Origin of the sequence: Thalassospira sp. MCCC 1A03138 (assembly GCF_002115785.1) — a bacterium.
Lineage (GTDB): Bacteria > Pseudomonadota > Alphaproteobacteria > Rhodospirillales > Thalassospiraceae > Thalassospira.
Genome location: NZ_JFJY01000002.1, coordinates 580,381 through 593,984, shown reverse-complemented (window position 1 = coordinate 593,984; position 13,604 = coordinate 580,381). Strand labels below are relative to the sequence as shown.

Genomic DNA, 13,604 nt, shown 5'->3' with positions numbered 1-13,604 from the left:
TGACCGACACTGTCGGCAACCAAACAAGAGCAACGCCTATGCCAGAAAACTCAGCCCGCCAAACTCAATACAACCAATTGTAAAACAAAGATAAATTAAATACTTTCTCAACTTACCTAAGCCAAAAATGGGTCAAAATTGACACATTCTGCAAAAGATACGTGTCACTAACGACCCATTATTCAGTGCCTGCAAAGGCACGTTTGTCGATATTGTGGTGCTGCATCCGCAGATACAGTTTCTTGCGCGGGATCGACAAATAGTCGGCGGTTTCCTGAACGCGACCACCACAACGGCGCAAGGCAGATACAATGACCTTTTTCTCAAAGGCATCAATCTGATCAGGTAATGACATAATTCCGGTATCCCGCGGATCAGATGCCATCCCGGTATTTTCCAATTGCAGGGCATAACGTTCAGCCGCATTGACCAGTTCACGCACATTACCCAGCCATGACTTTCCGCGCAGGTCATCAAGATTGATTTCGCTGATTTCCGGGATGGTCAAACCATGCTTGCGACAGGCCTTGGTCACGTAATGCACGAAAAGAAGTGCGATATCCTCCCCGCGTTCGCGCAAAGACGGAATGGTCAGGGATGCAACTGCCAGCCGATAATAAAGGTCGGCACGGAAACGCGTTTCCTCGGACGCCAGCTCAAGGTCTTCCTTGGCCGCCGCCACCACGCGCACGTCAATATTGATCTGGGATTTCCCGCCAAGCCGTTCGATCACCTGCCCCTGCAAGGCACGCAAAAGCTGGGTTTGTTGACCAAGTGGCATGCTTTCGATTTCATCAAGGAAAAGCGTCCCGCCGCTGGCCTGTTCAAGCTTGCCGATACGACGACGATCTGCACCGGTAAAGGCCCCGGCTTCATGACCGAACAACTCGCTGGCAATCAGGTTTTCGTTCAGTGCACCACAGTTGATGGCAATGAACGGCCCGTCCTTGCGCGGTCCCAATTCATGCAAGGCACGGGCAACCAGCTCCTTGCCCGTCCCGGTCTCCCCATAGATCACCGTATTGACATCCGCCCCGGCAACGACGGCGATTTGCGCCCGTAACCTTTCGATTTTGGGATGGTTGCCCATAATGTGATTTTCGATTTTATAGCCGTCCGAACTGCTATTGCTTAGACGCCGGTTTTCCAAAACCAGCCGGCGCAATTCAGCCGCGCGCACCATCACGGCAAGCAATGTGTCAGGGTCGGCAGGCTTTTCGATGAAATCATAGGCCCCGGCTTTGACTGCCTTGGTCGCCATCGGAATATCACCATGCCCGGTCACGATAATGACAGGGATTTTCGGATCAATGCGCTTAACTGTGTCAAGAACACCAAACCCGTCCAATCCCGGCATCCGCAAATCGGTCAAAACCACACCAGGCCAAGTAGCATCAAGGGTCGCAACGGCAGCAGCCCCGTCTTCGAACGGATGCGGTGCGAAATCATTCAGATGCAGGGTTTCTTCCCAGGCACGGCGAATTTCGGCTTCGTCATCAATCAACAGGACTGGTGGTTTTACACTGTTATCGGTCACGTTTTAAACAGCTCCACAGTTGCGGTCGTTCCACCCTGATCACAGGTGCCTGGCAAGACCTGCAAACGGCCGCCAAGGTCACGAATGATATTGAATGAAATCGACAATCCAAGCCCCAGACCTTTGCCCGGCGGCTTGGTTGTAAAGAAAGGTTCAAACAGTTTATCGCTGACTTCCGGTGCAAATCCGGTGCCATTATCAGCGACTGAAATGATTGCCCGACGGTCGGTTTCACTGATCACCAGATGCAAGGTCGGGTCATCCTGATGTTCGACCGCATCAATGGCGTTGCTGATCAGATTGACCATAACCTGTTCAAGCTTGGCCGGGTCGGTCAGGACATGAACCGGGCCGTCGGGATAATCGCGGACAAGTTTGATATTGCCCCGCGTCACCGGGTCTTCGAACAGCGACAGTGCGTTCTCCAGAACCTCGATCGCGCTATGGCGTGTTACAGCTTCTTGCGGTCGACGGGCAAAGCTTTTCAGATGGTTCGATGTCTTGGAAAGACGTTTCACCAGCCTGTCGATATCTTCAAGTTTCTCGCGGCATTTCTCGATTTCACCGCGCTCAAGATACAGCTCGGCATTGTGGTTATAGGAACTAAGCGCTGCCAATGGCTGATTAAACTCGTGGGCAATGCTTGCTGATAGCTGCCCCAATGCGGCAAGCTTGGCCGCCTGCAAAAGTTCAGCCTGAGTTTCACGCAAATCCTGTTCGGCCTGATGACGCAGGGCAATCTCGTGGCGCAACTCGCTATTGGTTTCCTGAAGAACCTCGGCATGAGTTTCGAGTTCCTGGGACTTGTGGCGGAACAATCGCACAGCATCGGCAAGCTGCCCGATCTCGTCCATGCCATCGACCAGAACCCGATGTGCAAAGTTGCCATCGGCGATAATCTGCATCGAAGACAAAACGCGCATCAATCGCTGCAACAACTGTCCACGAATGAAGAACACCGAAAACAGGACCAACAACACAACGGTGGCAAGACCGGCCAACACCCCGAACAACTGCCCGTTTTGGACTTCCTGTTTGATCTGAAGGGATACACCTTCGGTACGCTGACCACTCTCGCGCACAGTATCTGCAACAAGCCCGCCCAACGCCTCAAGCAAGATGGCACTTTCATTCTGAAGCTGGGCATTTTGGCGACGAAGGGCCGTTTCACGCAGCTTCAGTTCAAGCAAATCACGCGGACTATCGCCATAGGATGCAATTTCGCGCCAGATTTGAAGCAGGGTGATGGAACTGCTGTTTTGCTGCAGCGCCGGCAGGTTTTCATTGGCCTCCGAAATGCTTTCCAACAGGCGCAAGCGAAGTTGTTCAATCGCCCCGAAATCATCTTCGCCAACCGCACGCAACATCAAACCCACAATCAGGTTACAGGCCGCGTGCAAACGCCCCAGTGCCTCGGTAAACCGGACTTCGTTGATTACCGGATCAGCCTGAATTTCCTGTCCCGGTGTCGCGAAACTGCGATCAATTGCCGATGTCACATTGAAATTGGCATCAATCAGCAAAGGATCAACTTCGAGCAAAAAGTCACTATGCAGACGATTGATCCTTGCCACCTGTCGGCCGAGATCATCGCGCATGGTGAACTTGCCCGCGACATTGGCATCAAGCTTTTCTACATTGCCCATCAAGGCATCAAGTAAACCGGTCAGCTTTTCAGTAAGCTCCGGCGCATAGTTCGCAAGTTCGTCACTTAGCTGTTTCAGGTCCCTGAAATGACCTTCCAGACTATTCAGGGCTTCTTGCCGGCCATATTGGGTCGTCGCACTTCCCAAGCGCGGTGTATCAACCCTGATCTCCTGACCGATTTCGGCAAAACGCGCACTTGTCGCCGTCACCGACAGGTTTTCCGATGCCAGATCGGCAACCGTCTGACTGACCCCGCCAAGGGTCAGATTTGAAATCACCGTTGCCATCACGGAAACACTGGCGATGACAAAAATCGACAAGGTCAACTTGGATTTAAGGCTGTTTGGGCGCCACTTCATTTCACGGTGCCCGTATCAAGGTGACTTTGAAACGAGTCCATGCGCGCGATCAACTCGCGGGCCGATTTGAAACGCTGACTGAAATCGTTTGACCAGCTGTCTTGCACCCGCAGTCTGCCAACAACCGTGTTTTCAGACGGTATGACATCGGAAAACACCCGTTCAAAGCTGTGTTCATTGGCCATAAAGGCCGCAACCGGAACGGATTCAAGCGCATCACGCACCGCACTCAGCAACGGTTTGGTCGCGTCAGACTGGGCAATCACCGGTGTCGCTTCCAACCGGCGCAATGATTGCCAAAGTTTTCGAAGCTCAAGCAGCCGGTGCGTGATCATGTCATCATAAAGCGCGTTGACCACCGCCATGCGACGTGCTGCCAGTCTTAGATCAAGCCCCTGTGCCGGATTGTTTGCAGACGGTAGAAATCCGGCCTGCGGCCACAATTTCGGATCAATCGGAATTCGCCGGATTTCCGGTTGCAACAGCAACTGCTGGGCGGCAGCGCCACGCAGGAAATCAACGAACTCCAGAGACCGCACATTTTGCGCCCCCAATCCGGTCACTGCCACACTGGCCGGGAAATACCAGCCAGGCGAGAAAGATTGAAATAACAGGGCATCACCAGTTTGCGGCTCAGACTGGGCCAGAAAATCGATCCCGATCCCATAGGGGAACCGATTACGTGCAACACCGTCGCGCACGCCAAAACTGCGTGCGGTGACGGTCGCAAGGTTCCCGCCAATTTGCGACAGCAAGGCCCAGCCATCCTGCCAGCCATATTGTTGCAACAGGCTTTCGACAAAAAGATGGGTGGTGCCGCTGCGTGACGGCGAACTCATACCCAGCAGGCCGTAATAATCCGGCGACGCAAGATCGGCGATTTCAATCGGCCCGTTTCCAAATGGCTGATCAGCCCCGGACATCACGCCGATTGTCGACAACGCAAACCCAAAACGTGATCCGTCAGGCGCATCTGGCTGAATACCGCCATCACCAATCGGTTTTGATACCTTGTCCGGGAACTTCGCCAAGGCATCTTGTTGATCAAGAAGTTCGAACGCAACCGGCGAACTGGCCCAAACGATATCAGGAACCGGGCGACGATTTTCGCGCACATGGGAAATCAGACCGATGGTGTTTTTATTCTGAACACAAACGTCCTCTGCACCCGTTTTCTGAACAAAAAGGTCGATAAACGGTTTGTAAAATGACGACGGATAGGACGTCAGAATGCTCAGTTCGCACGCGCCCGCTTTGCCGTATGTCGCAAATACCGCGATACCGGCAATCAGTCGGAGCACAGCGCGAAACGAAATCGCTGGCCACAAACGCATTGCGTTATTTTCCACGGATCGACGGCATTTGGGCCTGTTGTCCGCGCCTCCCGAATTGGTATTTGTTTTATATTTTTCCGACGGAGTAATACCCTGTCTGACGAACAAATACTATTCAGGAAGCCACTTCTTGGCGACCCTTTTCGACGAAATGGAACTCAGGGGCGATTCTTCGAACCAAATTTTCAGTCCATAACCACAAAAAACCATGGCTGCAAAAGTTCACAGCCATGGTTCCAACTTTACGCGTCACAGATTCTAGATTTATGCGTCACGTTTCCAGATTTATGAGTCAATTCACAACACGCCGATAATCAGACGTCTAGATTAGCAACTTTGAGAGCATTCGACTGGATGAAGTCACGACGCGGCTCAACGACATCCCCCATCAGGGTCGAGAAGACTTCCTCGGCCTCATCTGCATGATCAACACGGACCTGAAGAAGGGAGCGGACATTCGGATCAAGGGTGGTTTCCCAAAGCTGATCGGGGTTCATTTCGCCCAGACCTTTATAGCGCTGGATCGAAATTCCGCGACGGCCATATTCCATTACCGCATTAACCAGATCGACCGGACCATTGATTTTCCAGATCTTGTCCTTGGCACCGAATTCAGCACCACTTTCGAACAATTCGCGAAGTTCAACGAGCAACCCGGCAATCGCACGGCTTTCGGCCGAACGCAGGATATTGCCATCAATGACGTGACGTTCTTCGACACCGCGCAGCATACGCCACATGACGATTTCATCCTGGGATGCCTCGCCCTTCCATCCGCGATCAAAATCTTCGGACAGAAGATCAAGACGACCAGCAAGCGTATTCGCCGCTTCCTGACGTTTGGCATCATCGTCAAGCAATGCCGGGTTCAGGGCACCCGCCAGTACGGCCTGTTCGAGAATCGAAATCGGCAATTTCAGCGAAAGCGGCTCCAGCAGTCCCTTGGCCTTGCGCGCCAGTTCCACAATCCGGACCAGATCCGAACCAGCAACCTGCACGCCGCCATTGAGCGTCAGCAACGCATCTTCGGTCCCTTGTGCGGTCAGATACTGTTCCATCTCGCGGTCATCTTTGAGGTACTGGACCGAGTTACCGCGTTTGGCGCGATAAAGCGGTGGTTGTGCGATATAGAGATATCCCCGCTCAACCAGTTCGGGCATCTGACGATAGAAGAAGGTCAGAAGCAGGGTTCGGATATGCGCACCATCGACGTCGGCGTCAGTCATGATGATGATTTTGTGGTAGCGCGTTTTTTCAATATTGAAATCATCGCGGCCGATCCCGGTGCCAAGGGCGGTAATCAGCGTACCGATTTCCTGACTTGAGAGCATTTTATCAAAACGCGCGCGCTCAACGTTCAGGATTTTACCACGCAATGGCAGGATTGCCTGAAAGCCACGTTCGCGGCCCTGTTTGGCCGATCCACCTGCGGAATCACCCTCCACGATGAACAGTTCGGCTTTGGACGCATCGCGTTCCTGACAATCGGCAAGCTTGCCCGGCAGGGATGAGATATCAAGCGCACCTTTACGACGGGTCAGTTCACGTGCCTTGCGCGCCGCTTCGCGGGCCGACGCGGCTTCGACAACCTTGGTGACGATTTTGCGTGCATCCTGCGGATGTTCTTCCAGCCATTGCTGAAGCCTGTCGTTCACGATGTTCTCGACGACCGGACGGACTTCGGATGAAACCAGTTTGTCCTTGGTCTGGGATGAGAATTTCGGATCCGGCACCTTGACCGAAATCACGCAGGTCAGGCCTTCCCGGGCATCATCCCCCGAAAGACTGACCTTTTCCTTCTTCACAATTCCGCTTTCCTGCGCATAGGAGTTGATCTGACGGGTCAGGGCCGCACGGAAACCGGCCATGTGGGTTCCGCCATCACGCTGCGGAATGTTGTTGGTAAAGCACAGCGTGGTTTCGTGATAGCTGTCATTCCACTGCAGGGAAACTTCAACGGTAATACCGTCTTTTTCACCCACAATGGCGATTGGTTCCTCGATCTGCGGTGCCTTGTTACGATCGAGATATTCGACAAAAGCACGAATGCCACCTTCGTAATGCAGCTTGGTTTCAACCGGCTCGCCGTGGCGTTCATCACGCAGCGTCAGGATCACGCCAGAGTTCAGGAAAGCCAGTTCGCGCAGACGATGTTCAAGCGTCGGCAGGTTGAACTCGGTCATCGTGAAGATTTCGGCATCGGGATAGAAGGTAACTTCAGTCCCGGTCAGCGGCTTGCCCTCTGCCGTCATCGGCGCATCACCAACAATTTCCAGCGGCTTGATCGCATCGCCACCGGAGAATTCCATGTAATGCTCCTTGCCGTTGCGCCAGATGCGCAGCTTCAGCAAGGTTGAAAGCGCGTTCACAACCGACACACCCACGCCATGCAGACCACCAGAAACCTTATAGGAGTTCTGGTCAAACTTACCACCGGCATGCAGCTGGGTCATGATGACCTCGGCTGCAGAAACGCCTTCTTCCTTGTGCAGATCGGTCGGGATGCCACGGCCGTTATCGCGGATCGTTGCCGACCCATCACCGTTTAGCTGCACCCAGACAGTATCACAATACCCGCCCAGTGCCTCGTCAATCGCGTTATCGACGACTTCGTAGATCATGTGGTGCAAGCCACTGCCGTCATCGGTATCGCCGATATACATGCCCGGGCGTTTCCGCACCGCTTCAAGGCCCTTAAGAACCTTGATCGATTCTGCACCGTAATCCTGCGCCTGCTGTTCGGCGGTTTTCGGAGCTTCTGTTTCGTTGGTCATAGCGTCACAACCTCGGCATTCACGGAGTGGTTTCAGCGGTCAGGGTGGCATCTTCCACGCGGAAGAATTGCGCACGTCCGTCCAAACCTTCAAACAGCGCCCGGTCCGTGCCTGTCATCCAGGCCTGGACGCCAAGCGCCACGATTTCATCAAACAGGTAGCGGCGACGCTCTGCATCCAGATGCGCCACGACCTCGTCAAGCAACAGCAACGGACCAGCTCCGCGTGCTTTGCTCTGCAAGCGGGTATTGGCCATAATCATCGATAGCAGCAGGGCCTTTTGTTCGCCCGTCGAACACTGATCTGCCGACTGGTTCTTGGCATCATGCCACACCAGCAAATCACTGCGTTGTGGTCCGACGGAAGCCCCGCCATAGGTAGCATCGCGTGACCGTCCATCGCGCAATGCAGCCCGCATCCTGTCTTCAACCTCGATCGCTGGCAACTGCTCCAGCCAGTTTTCAAGATCCCCTGCAAGTGCAAGTCTTGCCGCCGGAAAAGGCCCAACAACCATAGTCCCGGCCCGGCCAAGCTTTGCCAGCAATTCGGCACGGGCAACCGCAACGGCAATACCGTGACGCACCATCGAATCCTCGATCGAGGCCAGCCACCTGTCGTCACCTTTGCCTTCTTTCAAAAGCTTGGCCCGACTGCGCAAACTATGTTCATACGCGGCGACCCGGCTGCTATGTTCTGGATCAAGGCCATAAACCAGACGATCCAGAAAACGGCGACGCGCCGATGGGCCGTCCAGAAACAGACGATCCATTTGCGGTGTCAGCCAGACCGCGGCACACACCCGACCCAGTGATGCCTGCCCACGCTGGCTTTCACCATCAATACGCACGGCACGTTTTTCGCGCCCCTGCGCAAGAGCCGCAGGATCAAGGCCTGATCCAACCTGATATTCACCATCCGGTGTGGTCAGGTGCGCTGAAACGGCCCAGGCCCGTACGCTACCCTCTTCTTCGCCCGGCACCCTGCGCGATATCTCGCCCAGCTTGGCTCGCCTTAACCCGCTTCCCGGCGAAAGAAGCGATAACGCTTCAAGCAGATTGGTTTTCCCGGCCCCGTTCGGACCGGTCAAAACCACCGGTGCCCCGTCAAGCGACAGGCGCAGGCTTTCGTAACACCGAAAATCACCAAGCTGTATACGGGAAACGGCAAGACGGTTCGTCATCGACGTACCGTCTTGGTGTGGAAGATTATGGGCAAGAACAGCCACAGCAAAAGTGCGCTAACCGTCAGACGCGCATCGGCATCAGAACATACAATGCCGACAGATCATCGGTATCGCGCAGAATGGTCGGCGATGATCCGTCCGACATCAGAAGGTTGAGGGTGTCACCCTTCACCTGCTTGGCGATATCGAGCAAATAACGCGAGTTGAAACCGATTTCGATGTCATCAGCATCATAATTGATTTCGAGTTCCTCGGATGCGGTTCCGTGTTCCGGGCTCGACGCAGAAAGGGTCAGGGTATTACCCGACATGACGACTTTGACCGCACGCGATTTTTCGATCGAAATGGCGGAAACGCGGTCAACAGCGTCTGCGAAAGCCTTGCATTCGATATCAAGGGTCTTGTCATTGCCAGACGGAATGACACGTTCGTAATCCGGGAACGTACCATCGATCAGTTTGGAGGTCAGAACCGCCTTTCCGAAACCAAAGCGAATTTTGGTATCGGACAATGCGATATCGACCGCTTCGCCGGTTTCCTCGATCAGCTTGCGCAATTCGCCAACGGTTTTGCGTGGTACAATGACGCCCGGCATGTTTTCCGCCCCGTCGGGAAGCGGTGCTTCGACGCGCGCCAGACGATGGCCATCGGTTGCAACCGCACGCAGGATTTTGGTTCCTTCGGCGTCTGTCGCGTGAAAATAGATACCGTTCAGGTAATAACGGGTTTCTTCGGTCGAAATCGCAAATTCGGCACGATCGATCAGACCGCGAAGTTCCGCCGCGGCAAGGCCGAAGCTAACCGGAAGCTCGCCACCGGACATGACCGGGAAGTCATCAACCGGAAGAACCGCCAGATTGAATTTCGAACGACCCGCCGACAGGGTAAGACGCCCTGCACCTGGCTCAAGCGCGATTTGCACCTGCGAGCCTTCCGGCAACTTGCGGACAATCTCGTAAAGGGTATGGGCGGGGGTTGTGGTTGCACCGGCTTCACTGACTTCTGCAGTGGTGGTTTCAATCACCTCAAGATCCATGTCCGTTGCCGTCAGAGAAAGCTGGTCATTCTCCGCCCGCAGCAAAATATTGGACAGAATCGGAATGGTATTTCGCCGTTCGACCACACTTTGAACATGGGTCAAAGATTTCAACAGAGCCGCGCGTTCAATGGTCAGCTTCATGCCCGTCCTATCCGTCTGTCAGTATTGGTTTAACAAATTGATTTATAATCGGTTTTGTCGCTTTTGCTCCACCCTTTCGGGCAAGGCAGACGCATTATAACATGCATGCTGGGAAATCGAAGGATTTTTAAGGCTTAAACCCAAGCAAACAAACCGAGTCGTTGTATATTTTCCAACACAATGCACGCAAAAGGCAGAACCCCGCGCGATGCCTGATTTTCAGCCCGTCGATTACCGTAAATATCCGACTGGAATATCAGAACGGGTCACCGCCCCTGGACCGTGACCCGTAGCGTATTTTCAAACTGCGATCAGCCTTCAAGCATACGACGCAACAGGTCGATGTCTTCCGACAGCGACGGATCGCTCACATGCAACTCTTCGATCTTGCGAACTGCATGCATGACGGTCGTATGGTCACGACCGCCAAATTTACGACCGATTTCCGGTAGGGAATGCGTCGTCAATTGTTTGGACAGATACATCGCAACCTGACGCGGGCGGGCAACTGCCCGGGCACGACGGGCGGAATGCATGTCCGACACCTTGATGTTGAAATGCTCGGCAACTTTTTTCTGAATTTCTTCAATCGAAACCCGGCGTTCGGATGCTCGCAGGACGTCGTGCAGCACGTCCTGAACCATCTCGAGACTGATTTCACGACCGACAAGCTGCGCATGGGCGATCACGCGGTTAAGCGCGCCTTCAAGCTCGCGCACGTTCGCGGTGATCTTGTGAGCCAGAAACTCCATCACACGCTGTGGCAGCTCTATGTTCTGACGCTCTGCCTTCGATTCGAGAATACCCAGACGCAATTCATAGGTCGTAGCATGAATATCGGCAACAAGGCCCGAGCCAAGACGCGAACGCAGGCGTTCTTCGATATCTTCCAGATCGGATGGCGACTTGTCAGCGGACACAATGATCTGACGCCCCTGATCCACCAGCGCATTGAAGGTGTGGAAGAATTCTTCCTGGGTCGAGTCCTTGCCCGAAATGAACTGAACGTCATCAACCATCAGAACATCGACGGACCGGAACTGATCCTTGAAATCGACGGTGTTCTTGTCACGCAAGGCCCGGATGAAGCGGTACATGAATTTTTCAGCAGACAGGTAAATCACCGTGCGGTGCGGCTGCGTGCGGCGAATATGCCATGCAATCGCGTGCATCAGGTGGGTTTTACCAAGGCCAACACCGCCATAAAGGAACAGCGGGTTGAAAGGCACCGATTCGGCTTCGGCCAGGCGGCGTGCTGCCGCATAGGCAAATTCGTTCGGCTTGCCGATCACGAAATTGTCGAATGTATATCGCGGATCAAGTGCGGCCGATATGCCGTCATCGGACATGGTGCCAATTGCCTTGCGACCGCCGGAAACCAGACCTTTTGCATTGCCCGCATAGGATGGGCTGGAACCTTCAACACCAGTCACCTCGTTCGCGACTTTATCCAGCCGTGTGACATCGTCACTGATGCGACCACGCGCACTACCATTCCCGGACTGGGGGGCACCTGAATTCGAAGCGGAGGAAGAAGGCGGGCTTTTCTGACCATTACCATTTGCCGGCTGAACAACAACGATCTCGACAAAATGGATATTCTCATCCTCGGAATGCCAGAAGGATTGAATACGATCCAGATAGTGCTGAGTTACCCAGTCACGCATTGCACGCGTTGGCGCACCAAGACGCGCAACACCGGCTTCGACCGCGATCAATGCGACGGGATCAAGCCAATAGCGATAAGCTGTCGCGCCAAACTCCGAACGAAGCTTTTCGCGAACAATCTGCCATGTCGCTTTCGCGTGATCGTCTAGTGCCGCCTGCTGGTCACCCGGAATCCCCCCGTTGGACTCCCCGAGTGCCGATTGCGTTCCCCTAACGGCGTGCTGCACTGTTAGAACCTTTCCCCGCTTAATCAATCTTCACTACCAAACAAAACGCGAAAGACAAAAAAGTACTCGCCCGCGTTGATCACAAACATGATCAACACGCCTGTCTTCCACCAAGTCTTGGAAGCGTACTCGCGCCTTTTGTTTTTTGGTTCTTCGTCTTTCGCCGCGTTGCGCGGCCAGCGAAGTCAAAACACTGTACTGATGCGATCCGCATCAGGCAAGGCGATCTTTAACAGAACGTTAAAAGGATTTCGGCACCAAAACAGTCCTTTGTTTGTGCGGTTTTTTGCGATGCCGCAACCAAGGAACAAAAGGTGATTCGACGAAATCCGGGCAGCGAAAAGGCCGTGCTACAAGCACGGCCTTCGACTCGCCATCCCGTAAGGGATAAATTAAAGCGCTTTGACGCGAGCGGTCAGACGCGAGACCTTACGAGCGACGGTGTTCTTGTGCAGAACGCCGAGCTGCGCGCCACGTGCCATTTCCGGCTCTGCAACTTTCAGCGCAGCCAGAGCGGCATCTTTGTCGCCAACGTTCAGCGCAGCCTCGACCTTCTTAACGAAGGTACGAATGCGACCGATGCGTGCACCATTAACTTCTGCACGTGCGGCGTTGCGGCGAATGCGCTTCTTGGCCGATTTATGGTGAGCCATTGCGAACCTGTCTCTTAAAACAAATGTTACGTAATTCGGAGCGCGGCTTATAGCTCCGTCGGAAACCCTCGTCAACCCCCGATACCTTCAATCCCGCTGAATTTCCGCGGTTTGCGACTCTTTACTACTGCAAGGCAGCAATGCATCGCAGGTATCAGGGTACGATCCAGCCCGAATCAGCGATGCTTGAAGTCCGGTTTTCTCTTTTCAGCAAAGGCTTTCATGCCCTCGGCCCGGTCATCGAGCGCGAATGTCGAATGGAACTCGCGACGTTCAAACATCAGACCTTCGGTCAGAGACATTTCATAAGACTTGCTGACACTTTCTTTCACCTTCATCGAAACCGGGCCAGAAAAAGAAGCAATTTTATCAGCCAGTTTCATCGCTTCTTCCATAAGCGAGTCGGCCGGGACGACTCGTGCGACGAGTCCCGAGCGTTCTGCTTCTTCAGCATCCATCATCCGACCGGTAAGGCACATTTCCATTGCTTTGGATTTGCCAATGGCACGCGTAAGGCGCTGCGTTCCGCCAGCACCCGGAATGGTTCCGATGGTGATTTCCGGCTGACCGAACTTTGCCGTATCCGCAGCAAGAATGATGTCGCACATCATCGCAAGCTCGCAACCGCCGCCAAGCGCAAAGCCCGCGACCGCGGCAATAACCGGCTTGCGGCAGCTCGCCACCCGTGTCCAGCCCTTGGTGATGAAGTCGCTCTTATAGACATCCATATAATCATAATCGGCCATTTCCTTGATATCGGCCCCGGCCGCAAAGGCCCGTTCCGATCCGGTAATGACGATGGCGCGAATGTTTTCGTCATTTTCGAACTGATCAAGCGCCCCACCGATGTCGGTGATCAATGCCGCACAAAGCGCGTTCAAAGCCTGGGGACGATTAAGAGTGATCAGGCCGACATTGCCCTTAACCTCGGCAATGATGTTCTCGTATGACATTCTGCAAATCCTTTGTCGGAGAATCGCGCCCACATTCAAAAGCAGGCCGATTCGGTCGAAACCATATTTTGATACTGTTTTACCGATTT

9 protein-coding genes are annotated in these 13,604 nt (G+C 54.0%); all 9 read right to left on the bottom strand.

The window, feature by feature from the left end; all coding sequences use genetic code 11:
* Positions 1-178 precede the first annotated feature (178 nt).
* Positions 179-1,537: a sigma-54 dependent transcriptional regulator gene (locus tag TH468_RS07590; RefSeq protein ID WP_085642897.1), complete on the bottom strand. Its 1,359-nt coding sequence runs from the start codon at positions 1,535-1,537 to the stop codon at positions 179-181.
* A complete protein-coding gene (locus tag TH468_RS07585) occupies positions 1,534-3,543 on the bottom strand; it encodes an ATP-binding protein (protein ID WP_085642896.1) in 2,010 nt (669 codons plus the stop codon). The genes TH468_RS07590 and TH468_RS07585 overlap by 4 nt, the downstream gene beginning before the upstream one ends.
* The gene (locus TH468_RS07580; RefSeq protein ID WP_085642895.1) at positions 3,540-4,877 is read right to left on the bottom strand and encodes an ABC transporter substrate-binding protein; all 1,338 of its coding nucleotides are present in this window, start codon (positions 4,875-4,877) and stop codon (positions 3,540-3,542) included. The genes TH468_RS07585 and TH468_RS07580 overlap by 4 nt, the downstream gene beginning before the upstream one ends.
* A gap of 314 nt (positions 4,878-5,191) precedes the next feature.
* A complete protein-coding gene (gene gyrB, locus TH468_RS07575; RefSeq protein WP_063092090.1) occupies positions 5,192-7,651 on the bottom strand; it encodes a DNA topoisomerase (ATP-hydrolyzing) subunit B in 2,460 nt (819 codons plus the stop codon).
* Positions 7,652-7,670: 19 nt separating this feature from the next.
* Positions 7,671-8,831, bottom strand: coding sequence for a DNA replication/repair protein RecF (recF, locus tag TH468_RS07570; protein ID WP_085642894.1), 1,161 nt, complete (start codon positions 8,829-8,831; stop codon positions 7,671-7,673).
* Between the two features lie 64 nt (positions 8,832-8,895).
* Positions 8,896-10,014, bottom strand: a complete 1,119-nt coding sequence (dnaN, locus tag TH468_RS07565) for a DNA polymerase III subunit beta (RefSeq protein ID WP_007088333.1) — start codon at positions 10,012-10,014, stop codon at positions 8,896-8,898.
* A 311-nt stretch (positions 10,015-10,325) separates the two neighbouring features.
* On the bottom strand, positions 10,326-11,909 hold the full coding sequence (gene dnaA, locus TH468_RS07560; RefSeq protein WP_085642893.1) for a chromosomal replication initiator protein DnaA: 1,584 nt from the start codon (positions 11,907-11,909) through the stop codon (positions 10,326-10,328).
* 392 nt (positions 11,910-12,301) lie between these two features.
* Positions 12,302-12,562: a 30S ribosomal protein S20 gene (gene rpsT / locus TH468_RS07555; RefSeq protein ID WP_062949743.1), complete on the bottom strand. Its 261-nt coding sequence runs from the start codon at positions 12,560-12,562 to the stop codon at positions 12,302-12,304.
* A 176-nt stretch (positions 12,563-12,738) separates the two neighbouring features.
* A complete protein-coding gene (locus TH468_RS07550; protein WP_085642892.1) occupies positions 12,739-13,515 on the bottom strand; it encodes an enoyl-CoA hydratase in 777 nt (258 codons plus the stop codon).
* Positions 13,516-13,604 lie beyond the last annotated feature (89 nt).